The sequence below is a fragment of the Zhihengliuella sp. genome, from assembly GCF_031178195.1.
In the GTDB taxonomy this organism is placed as follows: Bacteria; Actinomycetota; Actinomycetes; order Actinomycetales; family Micrococcaceae; genus Zhihengliuella.
In genome coordinates this window covers 1-19,549 of record NZ_JAPSJL010000012.1, presented here as the reverse complement: position 1 = coordinate 19,549, position 19,549 = coordinate 1, and the positions used below count along the sequence as shown (strand labels likewise).

Here is a 19,549-nt window from a genome sequence, read left to right as displayed (position 1 = left end):
GCACGCCGGCGGCCCGCGGAAAGCAGCGGGCGGCGTGGCGGCCCGAGCGCTGCGGCGGGCTTTGGCAGAGTGGCCTGTATGGAACGTGGAGAGCAGGGGGGTGCCTGGTGGGACGAGCCGCTTGCCCGCTTCGAGCGGTACGCCCGGCTGGAGCAGGGGCGCAGCGACCACACGGTCCGCGCCTACCGCTCCGATGCGTCCTCGCTCCTGACGTACGCGACCGCGCAGGGCGCCAGGTGCCTCGCCGACGTCGACCTGGCCATCCTGCGCGGTTGGATGGCCGAGCTGCACGCCGCCGGCGCGGCGCCGGCCTCCCTGGCCCGGCGCGCTGCGGCAGTACGGACGTTCTTCGGCTGGGCGAAGCGCGACGGCCTGATCGAGGCCGATCCGTCGACCCGGCTCCTCGCGCCGCGGAAGGGCCGTCGGCTGCCGGCCGTGCTCCGGCAGGGCCAGATCGAGCGGCTCCTGGCGGCCCCGGGGGCACTGGAAGCGGAGGCACGCGCGGAGGACACGGGCGGCCGAGCCGAGCAGCGCACCGGCGCTCCGGCCGGCGGCGACCCCGTGACCGACGCGCTCGCGCTGCGTGACGCCGCCGTGCTCGAGCTGCTCTACGCCACGGGGATCCGCGTCAGCGAGCTCACCGGGCTCGACATCGACGACGTCGACCTCGGCCGGCGGACGCTACGCGTCGTCGGCAAGGGCGACAAGGAGCGCACGGTGCCGTTCGGAGCGCCGGCCGCGGATGCGGTCCACCGGTGGACCTCCGGCGGGCGGCCGGCCCTCGCTGCCGACGCGGCCGCTCACGGACGGACTGCGCACGGAAGCGCCCTGCTCCTCGGCCGCCGGGGCGGACGCCTCGATCCGCGGCAGGCGCGGCAGGTCGTCGCCGACCGGCTACGCGGGCTCGGCGACACGTCCGCGACCGGCCCGCACGCCCTCCGGCACACCGCGGCCACGCACCTGCTCGACGGCGGGGCCGATCTGCGCGCCGTCCAGGAGCTGCTGGGCCATTCGTCGCTGGCCACCACGCAGCTCTACACGCACGTCTCGGTCGACCGGCTGCGCGCCAACTACCAGCGCGCCCATCCGCGAGCCTGAGCGCGGGGCGGTGGTGGCGCCAAGCTTCAAGTTGAGGCAGAATGTTCAGCAGTGCCGGACACATCCTTCAGCGCTCCAGCATCCAGCCGTCGGTCGTAGGGGAAGACGTACCAACGGCAACTGGAGGATGGCATGTCTGCACCCATGACACGGGGCGTGCTCTACGTACACTCAGCCCCCACTGCGCTGTGCCCTCATATCGAGTGGGCCATCGGTTCCGTCGTCGACCAGCGGACGGACCTCGCGTGGATACCTCAGCCTGCCGCGCCCGGAATGTACCGGGCCGAGGTCGAGTGGACCGGCCCGCAGGGGACCGGTGCACGGCTGGCGTCCGCGCTGCGGGGCTGGGCCCACCTGCGCTTCGAGGTCACCGAGGAGCCGAGCGCCGGTACCGACGGCAGCCGCTGGTCGCACACGCCCGAGCTGGGCATCTTCCACGCCACCACGGACGCCGCGGGCAACATCGTCGTCGGCGAGGATCGCATCCGGTTCGCCTATGAGCAGGGGTTGGGCGATCCCGCGGCCGTCTATCACGAGCTCTCCCTCGCCCTCGGGGAGGCCTGGGACGAGGAGCTCGAGCCCTTCCGCCACGCCTCCGAGGGGGCGCCCGTCCGCTGGCTGCACCAAGTCGGCTGACCCCGGGGAGGAGCGGGCACGGCCGGCTACGGGCGGGGTGTCGCCAGCACGGCCTCCCGGTCCCCGACCAAGCGCCGCAGCAGCTGCTCCTGCCGCTCGATCAGCCGGACGTCGTGGTTCCCGCACTCGATGCGCTGCCGTACCTCCGCCAGCCGCACGGCCGTCCGCGTCAACCGGTCCACCTCGGCCGCCCGTCCGCTACCGCGCCCCCACCGCTTCGCCTGTCGGCGACCCTCCGGCGTCGCGAAGGCGGCCACCTCGGCGGGGTCGAGCCAGCCCGCCCCCGCGAACTGACTCAGGCGCTCGCCGATCCGACTCCGCTCCAGACGCCGCAGCCACAGCACCAGGCCGATGAGGATCAGGAACAGGGGGACCTGGAGGGTGAGATAGAACGAGAGGAACGAGTCGAAGCCGATCGCCAATCCGCCGTTCCAGAGCAGGTGCCCGGCCACGGCCAACGCGTATCCACCCGCGAGATAGAGCGGCCACCGCCGACGACCGCGCACGTTCGCCAACCCGAGTGCGGCCCCCATGAAGATCGAGAACGAGACGTGGGCGAAGGGGCTGAACACCCCGCGCAGCAGGAAGGTCTCGACGAGGACCCCCGGGGCCTCGGCCAGCGCGGATGCAAGATAGAGCAGGTTCTCCGTGAAGGCGAAGCCGGCCCCGACGAGCCCCCCGTACACCACACCGTCCACCGGGCCGTCGAACTGCCAGCGAGCGAGCAGGAAGATCAGCACGATGCCCAGCCCCTTGCAGAGCTCCTCCACGATCGGCGCCTGGACGACCGCCCCGAAGAGGTCCGGATCGCTCATGCTCGTCAGCGGCATCACGATCCGCGCGAACGGGTCGCCGATCAGCAGCGTCCCCGCGATCGAGGCGCCGGCGCCCCACGTCAGCGCGGCCGCCAGCGGGGGCCATGGCTCCGGGTCCCAGCGATCCACCCAGCGCAGTCCGAACCAGCAGATGGACAGCGGCACCAGGGCCAGCAGCGACACGACGAAGAGGCTCCCGGGCGTCACCACGTCGGCGACCCAGCGCACCGTGAGGAACAGCACCGCCAGCGTCGCGGCCAGGAAGACCGCCACGCGAGCCTCGTGCCTCCGGGCCGAGGCGCCCGTCGCGGCCACGCCGGCCAAGGCGATCCCACCGGGCGTCGAGACGGCGGCCGGGGTGCCGAACACGTCGGCCGGGCGGGGGATGGGCGGGACGCTTGCGCTCATGCGCCCAGCCTAGTTGGCTAGGGTCGTGACTGACCTGGGATTCTTGAACCTGACCGGCCCCGAGCACCCGTTCGAGGAGATCCGACGGCGGATCGCGGCCGCCGTCGACGACGGCCGCCTGCCCGTCGGCACGCGCCTGCCGCCCGTGCGGACGCTCGCCGCGGATCTCGGCGTCGCGGTGAACACCGTCGCCCGGGCCTACAAGGAGCTCGAGGCGGCCGGGGTCGTCGCCACGCGCGGACGCGCCGGGACGGTCGTCCAGGCCGGCGTGGGGGACCAGCGGGCCCGGCTCGCCGCGGCGGCGGACCGGTACGCGGACGCCGTCGTGCAGTCCGGGTTCGACGACGGCACGGCGGTGGAGTACCTCCGGGCCGCCCTCGCCCGCCGCAGGTGACCGGGGCGGCCCACGCCGAGGGCGAACGCACAGCGGACCCGGCCGGGTTCGAAGGAACCTTCGATTAGGATGTGCCTGTGGCTAGCGACGCAAACACTCTGACCAAGGTCAACGACCAGTCCCGCCTCGTCGTCGAGGGAGCCCGGGAGCACAACCTGCGCAATGTGAGCGTGGACCTGCCCCGCGACTCGCTCATCGTCTTCACCGGTCTCTCCGGGTCAGGCAAGTCCTCCCTCGCGTTCGACACGATCTTCGCCGAGGGCCAGCGGCGCTACGTCGAGTCCCTCTCCTCCTACGCGCGCATGTTCCTCGGCCAGGTGGACAAGCCGGACGTCGACTTCATCGAGGGCCTCTCGCCCGCCGTCTCGATTGACCAGAAGTCGACGAGCCGCAACCCGAGGTCCACGGTCGGCACCATCACCGAGATCTACGACTACATGCGGTTGCTCTGGGCGCGCGTCGGTGTCATGTTCTGCCCCGTCTGCAACGAGCCGGTGATCAAGCAGACGCCGCAGCAGATCGTCGATCAGCTGCTCGAGCTCGAGGAGCGCACGCGCTTCCAGATCCTGGCCCCGGTGGTCCGCGGCCGCAAGGGCGAGTTCGTCGACCTCTTCCAGGAGCTCTCCGCCAAGGGCTACGCCCGCGCGATCGTCGACGGCGAGGCCGTCCAGCTCAACGACCCGCCCAAGCTGGCCAAGCAGGTCAAGCACACGATCGAGGTCGTGGTGGACCGCCTCGTCATCAAGGACGGGATCCGCCAGCGGCTCACGGACTCCGTGGAGACCGCCCTGAACCTCGCGGACGGGCGCGTCGTCGCGGACTTCGTCGACCTGGCCGAGGACGCCGAGGAGCGGCGCCGGAACTTCTCCGAGAACCTCGCCTGCCCGAACGAGCACCCGCTGGCCATCGACGAGATCGAGCCGCGCTCGTTCTCGTTCAACAACCCCTTCGGGGCGTGCGCGGCCTGCTCGGGCATCGGCAGCCGCCTGGAGGTCGACGAGCAGCTGGTCGTGCCCGACGACGCCAAGACCCTCCGCGAGGGCGCGATCGCCCCTTGGTCTCTCGGGCAGGCGACGAGCGAGTACTGGCAGCGTCTCATCGAGGGCCTGTCGGCCGAGCTCGAGTTCTCCCTCGACGAGCCGTGGCACCGGCTGCCGGCCAAGATCAAGAACGCCCTGCTCCATGGCAAGGACCACAAGGTCGTCGTCCAGTACCGCAACCGGTTCGGCCGCGAGCGCAAGTACAGCACGGGCTTCGAGGGCGTGGTGCAGTACATCCACCGCAAGCACCAGGAGACCGAGTCCGACCACGCCCGCGACCGCTACGAGCAGTACATGCGCCAGACGCCGTGCCCCGAGTGCGACGGCGCCCGCCTCAACCCGGCCTCCCTGTCCGTCCGCGTCAACGGGCACTCGATCGCCGACGTCTGCCGGATGCCGATGCGGGAGGCGGCCGCCTTCCTGGAGACGCTCACCCTCAGCGAGCGCGACCGGCAGATCGCCGAGCAGGTCCTGCGCGAGATCGCCGCACGGCTGCAGTTCCTGCTCGACGTCGGTCTGGACTATCTGAACCTGGAGCGTCCCGCCGCGACGCTCTCCGGGGGCGAGGCCCAGCGCATCCGTCTCGCAACGCAGATCGGCTCCGGCCTCGTCGGCGTGCTCTACGTCCTCGACGAGCCCTCGATCGGCCTCCACCAGCGTGACAACCGGCGGCTCATCGAGACGCTCGCCCGGCTCCGCGACCTCGGGAACACCCTCATCGTCGTCGAGCACGACGAGGACACCATCGCCGAGGCCGACTGGATCGTCGACATCGGCCCGGGTGCGGGCGAGCACGGCGGCCAGGTCGTCCACTCCGGGCCCCTGGCGGGACTCCTGGAGAACACCGAGTCCTTGACCGGCGACTACCTCTCCGGGCGGAAGGCACTCGCCGTGCCGGACCAGCGGCGCCCGGTCGACCGGAAGCGCCAGATCACCGTCGTCGGCGCGCGCGAGAACAACCTCCGGGACCTCACGGTCGACTTCCCGCTCGGCGTCCTCACCGCCGTGACCGGGGTGTCCGGGTCCGGCAAGTCGACCCTCGTGAACGACATCCTCTACAAGGTCCTGGCCAACAAGCTCAACGGATCCAAGCAGGTGGCCGGACGCCACCGGAGGGTCAACGGCCTCGACCAGCTCGACAAGGTCATCCACGTCGACCAGAGCCCGATCGGCCGTACCCCCCGATCCAACCCGGCCACCTACACGGGTGTGTTCGACCGGATCCGCAAGCTGTTCGCCGAGACCAACGAGGCCAAGGTGCGCGGCTACGGGCCGGGCCGCTTCTCCTTCAACGTCAAGGGCGGCCGCTGCGAGGCCTGCTCCGGCGACGGCACGCTGAAGATCGAGATGAACTTCCTGCCGGACGTCTACGTCCCCTGCGAGGTCTGCCAAGGTGCCCGGTACAACCGCGAGACCCTCGAGGTGCACTACAAGGGGAGGAACATCGCAGAGGTCCTCGACATGCCGATCGAGGAGGCCGCGGGGTTCTTCGAGGCCTTCCCGCCGATCGCCCGCTATCTGAACACCCTCGTCGACGTCGGCCTCGGCTACGTCCGGCTCGGCCAGCCCGCGACCACGCTTTCCGGCGGCGAGGCGCAGCGCGTCAAGCTGGCGGCGGAACTGCAGAAGCGCAGCAACGGGCGCGCGGTCTACGTCCTCGACGAGCCGACCACCGGACTGCACTTCGAGGACATCCGCAAACTCCTGAAGGTGCTGCAGAGCCTCGTCGACAAGGGGAACACGGTCATCACGATCGAGCACAACCTCGACGTGATCAAGAGCGCGGACTGGGTCATCGACCTGGGCCCCGAGGGCGGCTCCGGCGGCGGGCAGGTCATCGCCGAGGGGACGCCCGAGCAGGTCGCCCGGGTCCAGGCCAGCCACACCGGTCGCTTCCTCGCCGAGATCCTCGACGGCCGCGCCGGCTCCTGACGGGCGGGTCGGGGACCGGGGCCGGCGCGCAGCGGACCACGTCCCGCGTATGCCGTGTCAGGAATGGACGACGCCGGTCCCCGCCCCGGCATGGCAGAATAACCCGGTGATGAATCCCGCCCCCGCCGCCCGGAGCGCCGTCGTGTTCGATCTCGACGGCACGCTCGTCGACCCCGCGGGCGCCATCACCACCGGCCTCGCCGAGGCGCTGGCCGCCCACGGCGTGCCCGTCCCGACGCAGCAGGTCCTGGACGCGATGATCGGCCCCCCGCTGGCGACGAGCGTCGCCGCGGTCCCCGGCGTCCGCCCCGAGGACGTCCAGAGCATCATCGAGCACTACCGGGCGGGCTATCTCGCCCACGGCATGGCCGCCAGCCGCGTGTACCCGGGGATCGTCGACTTGCTCGAGGACCTCGGCCGGCGCGGCGTCGCCCGTGCCGTCGCCACCTCCAAGCCCGTGGACATGGCCCGCCGCCTGATGCGCATCCAGGGCATCGTCGGACTCTTCGAGACCATCCACGGCGCCGACCCCGACGAGGCCAAGCCACACGCTGGCAAGGCAGCCATCGTGGGGGAGGCTCTCACCGCCCTCGGCCTCGCCGAGATCGACCCGGAGGAACGCGGCCGCCGGGCCGTCATGGTCGGCGACCGGTACTTCGACGTCGAGGGCGCGCACGCCCACGCCCTGCCGTGCATCGGGGTGGAGTGGGGCTACGCGCCCGAGGGCGAGCTGGCAGCAGCCGGCGCAGACGCCATCGCGTCCGACGCCGAGGCGCTGCGGACCGCACTCGGTCGCCTGCTGCCGGACGCCGTTGGTCTCGCCTCCGCTGCGGAGAGCGGCGACGCCCCGGCCGTGGCCGGGACCGGCTCCGAGGAGGCGCGCTGATGGACGTCTTCAAGGGTGTGCGGGCGACCGTCCGCGGAGGCGTGAAGACCCTCTGTCGGCCTACCGTCACCGGGCTGGAGAACGTCCCTGCCGAGGGGCCGTTCATCGCGGCCTCCAACCACCTGTCCTTCCTGGACAGCGTGATCATCCAGGCGCTCATGCCGCGCCCCGTGGCCTTCTTCGCCAAGGCCGAGTACTTCACGACGCCCGGCGCCAAGGGCCGCGCCATGAAGGCCTTCTTCGAGTCGGTCGGCTCCATCCCGGTCGAGCGCGGCGAGCAGGCCGCCTCCGTGGCAGCTCTCGACAAGCTGGTCGAGATCCTCGAGGCCGGCGACGCCATCGGCATCTACCCCGAGGGCACCCGGTCCCGTGACGGATTGCTCTACCGGGGGCGCACCGGCGTCGGGTGGCTCGCCCTCACCACCGGGGCCCCGGTCGTGCCCGTCGGACTGATCGGCACCGAGAAGCTGCAGCCGGCAGGCTCCAACCGCGTCCGCCCCCAGCACTTCACGATGCGGATCGGGGAGCCGCTGCGGTTCGAGCACCTCGGCGCCAAGCATCCGCTGCCCGCGCGCCGCCAGGCGACCGACCGGATCGTCGACGCCATCGCAGAGCTCAGCGGTCAGGAGCGCAGTGATCGGTACAATCAGGCACCCACCGGCACCTAGGAGCGGTGCCGCCACCGACATCCCAGGGGGAGGACGACTGCATGGCTGATCCGCGGAGCTACCGTCCGCGCACCCAGGACATCCCGACCCGGCCCGGCGTCTATCGGTTCCGGGACCCCAGCGGTCGGGTGGTGTACGTGGGCAAGGCCAAGAACCTGCGCTCGCGCCTGAGCTCCTATTTCGTGAATCCGGGACAGCTCGGCCCCAAGACCCACGCCATGGTCCACACCGCGTCCAGCGTCGAGTGGACCGTCGTCGGCAGCGAGCTCGAGGCGCTCCAGCTCGAGTACACGTGGATCAAGGAGTTCACGCCGCGGTTCAACATCGTCTTCCGCGACGACAAGTCCTACCCCTACCTCGCCGTCACGATGGGCGAGAAGTACCCGCGCGCCCAGGTCATGCGCGGGGACCGGCGCAAGGACGTGAAGTACTTCGGCCCGTTCTACCCGGCCCGCGCGATCCGCGAGACGCTGGACACGCTCCTGCGGGTCTTCCCGGTGCGCACGTGCAGCGCCGGCGTCTTCCGCCGGGCCGAGCAGACCGGCCGGCCGTGTCTGCTGGGCTACATCGACAAGTGCGCCGCGCCGTGCGTCGGCCGCATCAGCCCCGAGGACCACCGCGAGCTCGCCGCCGAGCTCTGCCAGTTCATGGGCGGCGAGGGCACCAAGTTCATCCGCTCCCTCGAGCGGCAGATGGGCGAGGCCGCCGCCGCGATGGAATACGAGAAGGCCGCCCGGCTGCGCGACGACGTCGAGGCCCTCAAACGGGTCTTCGAGCGCAACGCCGTCGTCCTCGCCGAGGACACCGAGGCGGACATCTTCGCCCTCGCCGAGGACGAGCTGGAGGCCGCCGTCCAGGTCTTCCACGTCCGCAACGGCCGGATCCGCGGCCAGCGCGGTTGGGTCGTCGAGAAGGTCGAGGACTCGACGCCGGGGGAGTTCGTCACCCATCTGCTGCAGCAGGTCTACGGGTCGGACGCCGGCGGGGACCGCCTGCCGCGGGAGATCCTCGTCCCCATCGAACCGGACGACGCGACCCAGCTCGGGGAGTGGCTGAAATCGCTCCGCGGGGCGGCCGTGAACCTGCGCGTGCCGCGGCGTGGCGAGAAGGCCGCCCTCATGGAGACGGTGCGGGAGAACGCGGAACAGGCCCTGCGGCTGCACAAGTCCCGGCGCGCCGGCGACATCACCACCCGCTCGGCCGCGCTGCAGGAGCTGCAGGAGACCCTCGGCGTCCCGACCCCGCTGATGCGCATCGAGTGCTACGACATCTCGCACGTGGGCGGCACCAACGTGGTCGCGTCCATGGTGGTGGTCGAGGACGGGCTGCCGAAGAAGTCGGACTACCGCAAGTTCTCGATTACCGGCGAGGCTGCGCGCGACGACACGTCCGCCATGTACGACGTCATCACCCGGCGCTTCCGCCGCTACCTCGAGGAGCAGACCAATGCGACGCCCCTGGTCTCGGGGGAGATCGGGGACGACGCCGCCGACGCAGAGGTCAAGAAGTTCGCCTACCCGCCGTCCCTCGTGGTGGTCGACGGAGGTCCGCCGCAGGTCGCCGCGGCGAGCCGCGCGCTGAGGGACCTGGGCATCGACGACGTGTACGTCGTCGGACTCGCCAAGCGGCTGGAGGAGGTCTGGCTCCCCGACGACGAGTTCCCCGTCATCCTCCCGCGGGCGTCGCAGGCGCTCTACCTGCTCCAGCGGGTGCGCGACGAGGCCCACCGGTTCGCGATCACGTTCCACCGCAGGAAGCGCTCCCAGTCCATGGTGGCGAGCGTCCTCGACGAGGTCCCGGGCCTCGGCCCGGCCAAGCGGGCCGCGGTCCTCAAGCACTTCGGGTCCCTGAAGCGCATGCGGGCCGCCTCGCGCGAGGACTTCCTGGCCGTGCCCGGGATCGGGCCCTCCCTGGCGGATTCCCTGACCCGCACGCTCGCCACCGTTCCCGCGCCCGTGGCGGACACTCCGTCCGAGGCCGGGGTGTCGGCGGACTCGGCTCCTGCGGCCGAGACGGTGCCGTCCTCGGATGCCCTCCCGGAGCCGGGCGAGCGGAGCCCGGCGGACTGACGGCCGACGGGCAGGGGACTGGGAGCGGATCCACAGACGGCGCCCTGCCGAGTGTCCGCGGGCGTGGCCCGGGCTGGCCCTAGACTGACGGTATGACTACCGAGCTGGAAGCCGTGAAACCCGAGGAGACCGAGCTGCTGGTGATCACCGGCATGTCCGGCGCCGGCCGCACGACCGTCGCGCACGCCCTCGAGGACCACGGCTGGTACGTCGTGGAGAATCTCCCACCGCAGATGCTGCGGATGCTCACCGACATCGGCGAGCGGGGCACCCTGCACAAGCTCGGCGTGGTCCTGGACGTGCGCAGCCACTCCTTCTTCCCGCGCCTGAGCGATGCCCTCGGCGAGCTCACCGCCGCCGGCGTGGCCTACCGGCTCCTGTTCGTCGACGCGGACGACGACGCGCTCGTGCGCCGCTTCGAGCAGGGCCGCCGCCCCCACCCGCTCCAGGGGGAGGGCAGCCTGCTCGACGGGATCCGCGCCGAGCGCGAGCTGCTGGAGCCGCTGCGCACCAAGGCCGAGATCGTCCTGGACACCACGGACCGGAACATCCATACGCTCTCGACGGAGATCACGGAGCTCTTCAGCGAGGACGGGCCGATCGTGGTCCGGCTGAACCTGATGAGCTTCGGCTTCAAGTACGGCCTGCCGGCGGACGCCAACTTCGTCGCGGACGTGCGGTTCATCCCCAACCCGCACTGGGTGCCGGAGCTGCGTCCGCACACCGGCCAGGAGGCGCCCGTCCGGGACTACGTCTTCCAGGCGGAGGGCACCGAGCAGTTCGTCGCGAACTACGTCGAGGCGCTCAAGCCGGTCCTCGAGGGCTACCGCCGCGAGAACAAGCACTACGCGACCATCGCGCTGGGCTGCACGGGGGGCAAGCACCGGTCGGTCGCCGTCGTCGAGGAGCTGGCGCACCGCCTGAGCCAGGTCCCGAGCATCACCGTGCGCATCAACCACCGGGACCTGGGCCGGGAGTAGCAGATGACGATGTTCACCGGGCAGATCCCGCTGGTCCCGCCGCGCGCCACCACCTCCGACACCCCGCGCGTGCGCGTCGCGGCGCTCGGCGGGGGGCACGGGCTCTCGGCCTCGCTCGCGGCGCTGCGCCGCCTCACCACCGACCTGACGGCGATCGTGACGGTCGCCGACGACGGCGGCTCGTCCGGCCGGCTCCGCGCCGAGTACGACGTGCTGCCCCCGGGGGACCTGCGCATGGCGCTGGCGGCCTTGTGCGACGACTCCGACTGGGGCCGGACCTGGCGCGACGTGATGCAGCACCGCTTCAAGACCCCCGGCGACGTCCCGAGCTCGCTCGAGAACCACGCCATGGGCAACCTGCTCATCGTCACGCTCTGGGAACTGCTCGGCAACACCGTCGACGGGCTGCGGTGGGCCGGTGCGCTCCTCGGCGCCCGCGGGACCGTGCTCCCCATGAGCGGGACACCGCTGCACATCCGCGGCACCGTCCTGGCACAGTCCGACGACGGCCGGCTGGTCGCGCGGACCGTCTCCGGGCAGGCAAATCTCGCCGAGGCCAGCCGCATCGGCATGATCCAGTCGGTCGAGCTGGAGCCTGCCGACGCACCCGGCTGCCCGGAGGCCCTCGACGCCATCGAATTAGCGGACTGGGTGATCCTCGGCCCGGGCTCCTGGTACACGTCGGTCCTGCCGCACCTGCTCCTGCCGGAGACGCGGCAGGCGCTGGAGAAGACGCCGGCCCGGCGCCTGCTGACCATGAATCTCACCACACACACCCGCGAGACCACGGGCCTCTCGGCACCGGACCACCTCCGGGTGCTGCACCGCCACGCGCCCGACCTGCGCTTCGACGCCGTCGTCGCCGACCCCTCCGCCGTCGGGGACCGGGATGCCTTCCGGGAGGCCGCCGGCGAGCTCGGCGCCGTCGTCTTCTTCGATAAGGTGGGGGCGGCGCCGGGCCGCCCGGTCCATTCCCCCCTGCGGCTCGCCAACGCGTACCATGACGTGTTCACGACGTTCAGCAGCCCAGAATCAGCGAGTGAGGTTTCCTAGCCATGGCATTGACCGCGTCGGTCAAAGATGAGCTCGCCCGGCTCGACATCAAGAAGTCGTCCGAGCGCAAGGCGGAGGTCTCCGCGACCCTGCGCTTCGCCGGTGGGCTGCACATCATCTCCGGGCGGATCGTCATCGAGGCCGAACTCGATCTCGCGGCCTCCGCCCGCCGCATCCGCCAGTACATCGCCGAGGTCTACGGGCACCAGGCCGAGATCATCGTGGTCTCCGGCGGCGGACTGCGCCGCGGCAGCCGCTACGTGGTGCGCGTGGTCCGCGAGGGCGAGGCCCTGGCCCGCCAGACCGGACTGCTCGACGGACGGGGCCGCCCGGTGCGCGGTCTGCCCTCGGTCATCGTCAACGGCTCGACGGCGGACGCCGAGGCCGTCTGGCGCGGCGCGTTCCTCGCTCACGGCTCGCTGACCGAGCCCGGTCGCTCCTCCGCCCTCGAGATCACCTGCCCGGGCCCCGAGGCGGCCCTGGCGCTCGTCGGCTCCGCGCGGCGCCTCGGGATCGTCGCCAAGGCCCGCGAGGTCCGCGGCGTCGACCGCGTGGTGATCCGCGACGGGGACAGCATCGCCGCGCTGCTCACGCGGATGGGCGCGCACGAGACGCTGCTGGCGTGGGAGGAGCGGCGCATGCGCAAGGAAGTCCGCGCCACCGCCAACCGGCTGGCCAACTTCGATGACGCGAACCTGCGCCGGTCGGCACAGGCCGCCGTGGCCGCCGGCGCCCGCGTGGAGCGGGCGCTGGAGATCCTCGGCGACGACGTCCCCGAGCACCTGCGCTACGCGGGCATGCTGCGCGTCGCCCACAAGCAGGCCAGCCTCGACGAGCTCGGCCGGCTCGCCGAGCCGCCGATGACCAAGGACGCCATCGCGGGGCGCATCCGGCGCCTGCTGGCCATGGCGGACAAGCGCGCCTCCGAGCTGGGCATCGCCAGCACCGAGGAGGGCGTCGCCGCGGAGTTCATGGACAACTGAAGCCGGACGGCCGAGGCCCCCGACGGCCCTGCGATTCGACGGATCGCAGGGCCGGTGCGCGTCCGGGACGCGACACCGGCGACGCCCGTGCCGCGGCGGCGGCCGCGTCGCGGAGATGTAGTACAACTGCGGTCCGGGCGGCCCATGCGCTAGGCTCGGGGATAGCGGGAGCCTCTCCAGCCCCGCTCACCGCTGGACCGCCAGCACCTCACGTCCCACGCCAGGCGGCGGCATCAAGAGCGATGCGCCGGCAGCTGCGGAGCCCCTCCGCACCTGTTGCGTAGGTCACAAGGACGCCGACATGGCGTACAGTGTGACCCAAGGGAACCGGTCGCACGTCGACCGCCCAGCCAGCCCAGCTGGCGGCACAACGGAGTGTCCAATCTGTCAGCAGGCCACTCCTACCGCTTCCGAGCGGGTCCGTGGTGGCCGCACATTCCGGCAAGGAGATATCACGTGACTACTCGTGTAGGCATCAATGGCTTTGGACGCATCGGACGCAACTTCCTGCGTGCCGCTTTCGCAGCGGAGGCCAACTTCGACATCGTGGCCGTCAACGACCTCGGCGACATCGAGACGCTCGCCAACCTGCTGAAGCTGGACTCGGTCCTCGGTCGCTTTCCCGGGGAGGTCGTCGTCGAAGGCGACAGCCTGAAGATCGCGGGCAAGACCATCAAGGTCCTCTCCGAGCGCGAGCCCTCGGATCTGCCGTGGGGCGAGCTCGGCGTCGACATCGTCGTGGAGTCCACCGGCTTCTTCACCAAGGCCGAGGGCGCCAAGAAGCACCTCGCCGGTGGTGCCAAGAAGGTCATCATCTCGGCTCCTGCCACGGACGACGACATCACGATCGTCATGGGCGTCAACCAGGACAAGTACGACGCCGAGGCGCACAACATCATCTCCAACGCCTCCTGCACCACCAACTGCCTCGGCCCGGTGGCCAAGGTGCTGAACGACGAGTTCGGCATCGTCGAGGGCCTGATGACGACGGTCCACGCCTACACGGCCGACCAGAACCTGCAGGACGGCCCCCACAAGGACCCGCGCCGGGCCCGTGCCGCCGCGTTGAACATGGTGCCGACGTCCACCGGTGCCGCCAAGGCCATCGGCCTGGTCCTGCCGGAGCTGAAAGGCAAGCTGGACGGCTTCGCCGTCCGCGTCCCCACCCCGACCGGCTCGCTGACCGACCTGACCGTCACGGTCTCCCGCGAGACGTCCGTCGAGGAGGTCAACGCGGCGTTCGCCAAGGCCGCCGAGTCGGGCTCGCTGCAGGGGTACCTGAAGTACAGCGAGGAGCCGATCGTCTCCTCCGACATCGTCACGGACCCGCACTCCGCGATCTTCGACGCCCCGCTGACCAAGGTCATCGGCAACACCGTCAAGGTCCTCGCCTGGTACGACAACGAGTGGGGCTACTCGAACCGCCTCGTCGACCTGACCGAATTCGTGGGTGACAAGCTCGGTCGCTGAGCGGCGATCGGATAGCCTGACACTATGACTTCTCACACTCTCAACGAGCTCATCGCTGATGGTGTCCGCGGGCGGCACGTTCTGGTCCGGAGCGACCTGAACGTGCCGCTCGACGGTTCCACCGTGACCGACGACGGCCGCATCCGCGCCTCCCTGCCCGTCCTGACGCAGCTGGTCGACGCCGGCGCTCGGGTCATCGTCATGGCCCACCTGGGCCGACCGAAGGGAGCCGTCGAGCCGAAGTACTCGATCGCTCCGGCGGCCGACCGCCTCCGTGAGCTGGCGGGCTTCCCGGTGCGGACCGCCGCCGACACCGTCGGCGAGGACGCCCGGGCCCAGGCCGAGGCCCTCTCCGACGGCGAGGTGCTGGTGCTCGAGAACGTCCGCTTCGACGCACGCGAGACCAGCAAGGACGAGTCCGAGCGCCAGGCCTTCGCGGCCGAGCTGACGTCGCTGACCGGCGAGAACGGTGCCTACGTGAACGACGCGTTCGGCGCCGTCCACCGCAAGCATGCGTCGGTGTACGACATCGCCGGGCTGCTCCCGGCCTACCAGGGCGAGCTGGTCCGCACCGAGGTCGAGGTCCTGAAGACCCTGACCGAGGCGCCGAAGCGGCCCTACGTCGTCGTGCTCGGCGGCTCCAAGGTCTCCGACAAGCTCGCCGTGATCGAGAACCTGCTGGGCCGGGCCGACCACCTGCTGGTCGGCGGCGGCATGGTGTTCACGTTCCTGAAGGCCCTCGGGCACCCGGTCGGGGCCAGCCTCCTCGAGGAGGACCAGGTGGACGCCGTCCGCGGGTACCTCAAGAAGGCCGAGGAGCTCGGCTGCGAGATCGTGCTGCCCACCGACATCGTGGTGGCCAGCAAGTTCGGCGCGGACGCCGAGCACGAGGTCCTCCCGGCGGACGGGCTCGAGTCGGGACGCTTCGGCTCCACGGGCCTCGGCCTGGACATCGGGCCGGACTCGGCGGAGCGCTTCGCCAGCTACATCCGCAGCGCCAACACCGTGTTCTGGAACGGCCCGATGGGCGTGTTCGAGATCGAGGCCTTCGCCGGCGGAACCCGCACGGTGGCCCAGGCCCTCGCCGACTCCGAGGCCTTCAGCGTGGTGGGCGGCGGCGACTCGGCCTCCGCCGTGCGCAGCCTCGGCTTCGACGAGGACGACTTCGGCCACATCTCCACCGGTGGCGGCGCCAGCCTCGAGTACCTCGAGGGCAAAGAACTGCCGGGCCTCACGGCCCTGGAAGGCCAGTGATGACCGTCAGCACCAATGGAAAGTATGTCCGCCGTCCGCTCATCGCGGGCAACTGGAAGATGAACATGGACCACGTCCAGGGCATCACGCTCCTCCAGAAACTCGCGTGGACGCTGGACGACAACAAGCATGACTACGAACGGGTCGAGGTCGCGATCTTCCCGCCGTTCACCGATATCCGCGGCGTGCAGACGCTGATCGCCGGCGACGACCTGGAGGTCGTCTACGGCGGGCAGGACCTGTCCCCGCACGACTCCGGGGCCTACACCGGCGACGTCTCCGGCCAGTTCCTCGACCGGCTGGGCTGCACCTACGTGCTCGTCGGCCACTCGGAGCGCCGGACCGTGCACCAGGAGTCGGACGAGCTGCTGCGCAGCAAGGTCGACGCCGCCTACCGCCACGGCCTGGTCCCGGTGCTCTGCGTCGGCGAGGGCCTCGAGGTCCGGCAGGCAGGCACGCACGTCGAGCACACGCTGGCCCAGCTGCGCGCCGACATCGACGGGTTGGAGGCCGACAAGGTCGCGGACCTGGTCGTCGCCTACGAGCCCGTCTGGGCGATCGGCACCGGCGAGGTCGCAGGGCCGGGCGACGCGCAGGAGATGTGCGCCGCCCTCCGCGCCGAGATCGAGAACCTCTACGATGCGGACACCGCCTCCCGCGTGCGGTTGCTCTACGGCGGCTCGGTCAAGGCCAGCAACGCCGCCTCCATCCTCCGCGAACGCGACGTCGATGGCGTGCTCGTCGGCGGTGCGAGCCTGGATGCCGGTGAATTTGCTAACATTGTCCGGTTCGAACATCACCTCGTGACCGACTAGGCGCGACGCGACCACTACCGAAAGGCCGATGTGGACGTCTTCAAGATCATCCTGCAGGTCCTGCTCGGGCTCACCAGCCTCCTGCTCATCCTGCTCGTGCTCCTGCACAAGGGTCGCGGCGGCGGGATGTCCGACATGTTCGGAGGTGGCATGACGAGCAACCTGAACGCGTCGGGCGTCGCCGAGCGCAACCTCAACCGGCTCACGATCGGCATGGGTCTGGTGTGGGGCGCGATCGTCATCGCGCTCGGCCTCATCATGCGCTTCAGCGCCGAGTCCTGACGGCACGGTCCCGCGCTCCGGGACCACTCCTCGTCCGGATGCACGAAGGCCGGCCCCCGAGACGGGGGCCGGCCTTCATGCATCTGCGGCGGTCAACGCTCGCTGGCGGTGATGCTCTGCAGGTTCGTGCGGGGCAGCCCCTGACGGACGACCTCTCCGAAGACCTCGTCCGGATCAAGCCGGCGCAGCTCCTCGGCCAGGCAGTCCGACAGTGACCGGCGCGGCATGGAGATCCGCTGCACCTGCTGGTCCTGCTGGTACAGCTCGGCCACGTGGCCGTGCGGACGCGTGAGGACCACGTCGCCGTCGACCCGCGAGAGCCGGACGCTGCGAACCCCCGTGCCCGACGTCGTCGAGCCGATGGTGACCGGCACATCCAGCGCCAGCGTCAGCCAGGCAGCGAGCAGGTCGGTGCTGGGGGAGTCCTTGGCCCCCTTGACCGTCACGTCCGTGACGGTCGACGGGTCCACCTGGTCCAGGACCGACGCGAGCTGGGCCCGCCAGAGCGTCAGCCGGGTCCAGGCCAGGTCCGTGTCTCCGGCGCGGTAGGTCCGGGCGAGGCGGAACAGTGCCTCGCGGGGGTCCGGCGCCGACTGCGAGTCGGTGATGCGCCGGTGCGCGATCCGGCCGATCGGCGTCTCGCCCGCGTGCTCCGGCATGGTGTGGGGCCACCAGGCGACGATCGGCGCGTCCGGCAGCAGGAGACCCGAGATGAGGGATTCGTCCGGCTCGGCCAGAGCGCCGTGCGTCGTCAGCACGATCACCTCGGAGGCACCGGCGTCGCCGCCCACGCGGATCTGCGCGTCGAGCCGCGTGGTCTCGTCGGCGGAGCCCTGCACGACGACGATGATGCGGCACGGGTGCTCGCGGGAGGCGAGATTCGCCGCGGCGATCGCCTCCTCCTCGTGCCCGTGCTGGGTGATGACGACGAGCGTCAGCACCCGGGAGAGGGCGACCACGCCGCCCGTCTCGCGGAGCTTCTGGATCTTCTTCGCCACGAGCGAGGTCGTGGTCTCCGGCAGGTCGACGATCATGGGCGCCGCCAGCTCCTTCCATCGCGTGCCAGCAATTCGTCGGCGCCGGCGGGGCCCCAGCTGCCCGGGGCGTAGGGTTCGGGCTGCTCCTCGAGCGACGCCCAGTACTCCTCGAAGGGATCGAGGATCTTCCAGGAGAGCTCGACCTCCTCGTGCCGCGGGAACAGGGGCGGCTCGCCCAGGAGCACGTCGAGGATGAGCCGCTCGTAGGCCTCCGGGCTGGACTCCGTGAAGGAGTGCCCGTAGCCGAAGTCCATCGTGACGTCGCGGACCTCCATCTGCGTGCCCGGGACCTTCGAGCCGAAGCGGATCGTCGCGCCCTCGTCCGGCTGGACGCGGATGACGACGGCGTTCTGCCCGAAGTCGGCCTCGGTGTTGTCGCGGAAGAGCAGGTTGGGCGCCCGCTTGAAGACCACCGCGATCTCCGTGACGCGGCGACCGAGGCGCTTGCCGGCCCGGAGGTAGAACGGGACCCCGGCCCAGCGGCGCGTGTTGATGTCCAGGCGCAGCGCCGCGTAGGTCTCCGTCTTCGACGCCGGATTGAACCCCTCCTCGTCGAGGAATCCCACGACCTCCTCGCCGCCCTGCAGGCCGCTGGTGTACTGCCCCCGGGCCGAGGCGGTCGAGAGGTCCTCCGGGAGCCGAACGGCCGCCAGCACCTTCTCCTTCTCCGTGCGGAGGTGCGCAGCGTCGAAGCTGATCGGTTCCTCCATCGCGGTCAGCGCGAGGAGCTGGAGCAGGTGGTTCTGGATGACGTCGCGGGCCGCGCCGACGCCGTCGTAGTAGCTCGCGCGACCGCCGATGCCGATGTCCTCGGCCATGGTGATCTGCACATGGTCCACGTAGTTCGCATTCCAGATCGGCTCGAAGAGCTGGTTCGCGAACCGGAGGGCCAGGAGGTTCTGGACCGTCTCCTTGCCCAGGTAGTGGTCGATGCGGAAGACGGAGTCGGCGGGGAACACGTTCTCGACGATCGCGTTGAGCTCCCGGGCCGACTGCAGATCGTGGCCGAACGGCTTCTCGATGACCACCCGGCGCCAGGCCTTCTCCTGCTCTGCGGTGGCCAGGCCGTGGCGCGAGAGCTGCTCGCAGACCTGCTCGAAGGAGTTCGGCGGGATGGAGAGGTAGAACGCGTGGTTCCCACGGGTGCCGCGGGAGCGCTCCAGTTCCTCGAGGGTCTCGCGCAGCTGGATGAACGCGTCGTCGTCATCGAAGCCGCCGGTGACGAAGCGGAAGCCGCCGGCGAGCTGCTGCCAGACGGTCTCGTCGAATTCCGTGCGCGCGTTGGCCTCGACCCAGCCGCGGACCTCGGCGACGAACTGCTCGTCGCTCCAGTCGCGGCGGCCGAAGCCCACCACGGCGAACGACGGCGGCAGCAGGCCGCGGTTGGCCAGGTCGTAGACGGCGGGCAGGAGCTTCTTGCGGGCGAGATCGCCGGTGACGCCGAAGAACACCAGCGCGGACGGGCTCGCGATCCGGCTGAGCCGCCGGTCGCGGCGGTCCCGCAGGGGGTTGGGGCTGGAATGTGGCATGTAGGGCTTTCCTGTAGGGGACCCGGGGGAGCGAGTCCCGGCAATCCGTGGGCGGAAGCGGAGTGCGGCCGGCGGGCGCCAGCGCGTGACCGGACCGGCTCCGGCCGGTCACGAGGACAGTGCTGCGACCGCGTCGCGGAACTGCTCCAGCGCCGCTGCCCGGTCGGACAGATGCAGCCGCAGGACGGGCCGGCCCTGCT

General features: G+C 71.0%; 17 protein-coding genes. 14 read left to right on the top strand and 3 right to left on the bottom strand.

The features are described from left to right. Nucleotides 1-78 precede the first annotated feature (78 nt). Complete coding sequence (locus RIN46_RS13720; protein WP_309081867.1) at nucleotides 79-1,098, top strand: tyrosine recombinase XerC; 1,020 nt, start codon at nucleotides 79-81, stop codon at nucleotides 1,096-1,098. Nucleotides 1,099-1,230: 132 nt separating this feature from the next. Further along, the gene (locus tag RIN46_RS13715) at nucleotides 1,231-1,734 is read left to right on the top strand and encodes a DUF3145 domain-containing protein (protein WP_309081866.1); all 504 of its coding nucleotides are present in this window, start codon (nucleotides 1,231-1,233) and stop codon (nucleotides 1,732-1,734) included. Nucleotides 1,735-1,760: 26 nt separating this feature from the next. On the opposite strand, the gene RIN46_RS13710 is transcribed toward RIN46_RS13715, so the two are convergent. Beyond that, entirely contained in the window at nucleotides 1,761-2,957 is a 1,197-nt protein-coding gene (locus RIN46_RS13710) for a PrsW family intramembrane metalloprotease (RefSeq protein ID WP_309081865.1), read from the bottom strand. A gap of 25 nt (nucleotides 2,958-2,982) precedes the next feature. Between RIN46_RS13710 and RIN46_RS13705 the strand changes: the two genes are divergently transcribed. From RIN46_RS13705 to secG, 12 genes are all read left to right on the top strand, one after another. Further along, nucleotides 2,983-3,351: a GntR family transcriptional regulator gene (locus RIN46_RS13705; protein ID WP_309081864.1), complete on the top strand. Its 369-nt coding sequence runs from the start codon at nucleotides 2,983-2,985 to the stop codon at nucleotides 3,349-3,351. A gap of 77 nt (nucleotides 3,352-3,428) precedes the next feature. Then, entirely contained in the window at nucleotides 3,429-6,323 is a 2,895-nt protein-coding gene (gene uvrA, locus RIN46_RS13700; protein WP_309081863.1) for an excinuclease ABC subunit UvrA, read from the top strand. Nucleotides 6,324-6,432: 109 nt separating this feature from the next. Beyond that, nucleotides 6,433-7,209, top strand: a complete 777-nt coding sequence (locus RIN46_RS13695; RefSeq protein ID WP_309081982.1) for an HAD hydrolase-like protein — start codon at nucleotides 6,433-6,435, stop codon at nucleotides 7,207-7,209. Beyond that, nucleotides 7,209-7,877: a lysophospholipid acyltransferase family protein gene (locus RIN46_RS13690; RefSeq protein ID WP_309081862.1), complete on the top strand. Its 669-nt coding sequence runs from the start codon at nucleotides 7,209-7,211 to the stop codon at nucleotides 7,875-7,877. The genes RIN46_RS13695 and RIN46_RS13690 overlap by 1 nt, the downstream gene beginning before the upstream one ends. A gap of 41 nt (nucleotides 7,878-7,918) precedes the next feature. Continuing rightward, nucleotides 7,919-9,946 (top strand): excinuclease ABC subunit UvrC, encoded by a 2,028-nt coding sequence (gene uvrC, locus RIN46_RS13685; protein WP_309081861.1) that lies wholly within the window; start codon nucleotides 7,919-7,921, stop codon nucleotides 9,944-9,946. Nucleotides 9,947-10,038: 92 nt separating this feature from the next. Further along, nucleotides 10,039-10,926 carry an RNase adapter RapZ gene (gene rapZ, locus RIN46_RS13680; protein WP_309081860.1) on the top strand — a complete coding sequence of 296 codons (888 nt, stop codon included), beginning with the start codon at nucleotides 10,039-10,041 and terminating at the stop codon, nucleotides 10,924-10,926. 3 nt (nucleotides 10,927-10,929) lie between these two features. Continuing rightward, nucleotides 10,930-11,979: a uridine diphosphate-N-acetylglucosamine-binding protein YvcK gene (gene yvcK, locus RIN46_RS13675; protein WP_309081859.1), complete on the top strand. Its 1,050-nt coding sequence runs from the start codon at nucleotides 10,930-10,932 to the stop codon at nucleotides 11,977-11,979. A gap of 2 nt (nucleotides 11,980-11,981) precedes the next feature. Then, entirely contained in the window at nucleotides 11,982-12,962 is a 981-nt protein-coding gene (whiA, locus tag RIN46_RS13670; RefSeq protein ID WP_309081858.1) for a DNA-binding protein WhiA, read from the top strand. 456 nt (nucleotides 12,963-13,418) lie between these two features. Next, nucleotides 13,419-14,432: a type I glyceraldehyde-3-phosphate dehydrogenase gene (gene gap, locus RIN46_RS13665; RefSeq protein WP_309081857.1), complete on the top strand. Its 1,014-nt coding sequence runs from the start codon at nucleotides 13,419-13,421 to the stop codon at nucleotides 14,430-14,432. Between the two features lie 24 nt (nucleotides 14,433-14,456). Continuing rightward, on the top strand, nucleotides 14,457-15,686 hold the full coding sequence (locus RIN46_RS13660) for a phosphoglycerate kinase (protein ID WP_309081856.1): 1,230 nt from the start codon (nucleotides 14,457-14,459) through the stop codon (nucleotides 15,684-15,686). Continuing rightward, the gene (gene tpiA, locus RIN46_RS13655; RefSeq protein WP_309081855.1) at nucleotides 15,686-16,501 is read left to right on the top strand and encodes a triose-phosphate isomerase; all 816 of its coding nucleotides are present in this window, start codon (nucleotides 15,686-15,688) and stop codon (nucleotides 16,499-16,501) included. The genes RIN46_RS13660 and tpiA overlap by 1 nt, the downstream gene beginning before the upstream one ends. A 30-nt stretch (nucleotides 16,502-16,531) precedes the next feature. Then, complete coding sequence (gene secG, locus RIN46_RS13650) at nucleotides 16,532-16,783, top strand: preprotein translocase subunit SecG (RefSeq protein ID WP_309081854.1); 252 nt, start codon at nucleotides 16,532-16,534, stop codon at nucleotides 16,781-16,783. 92 nt (nucleotides 16,784-16,875) lie between these two features. Here secG and RIN46_RS13645 read toward each other — a convergent pair whose 3' ends face one another. Then, a complete protein-coding gene (locus RIN46_RS13645) occupies nucleotides 16,876-17,817 on the bottom strand; it encodes a glucose-6-phosphate dehydrogenase assembly protein OpcA (protein ID WP_309081853.1) in 942 nt (313 codons plus the stop codon). Next, nucleotides 17,814-19,349 carry a glucose-6-phosphate dehydrogenase gene (zwf, locus tag RIN46_RS13640; RefSeq protein ID WP_309081852.1) on the bottom strand — a complete coding sequence of 512 codons (1,536 nt, stop codon included), beginning with the start codon at nucleotides 19,347-19,349 and terminating at the stop codon, nucleotides 17,814-17,816. The genes RIN46_RS13645 and zwf overlap by 4 nt, the downstream gene beginning before the upstream one ends. Between the last annotated feature and the right edge of the window lie 200 nt (nucleotides 19,350-19,549).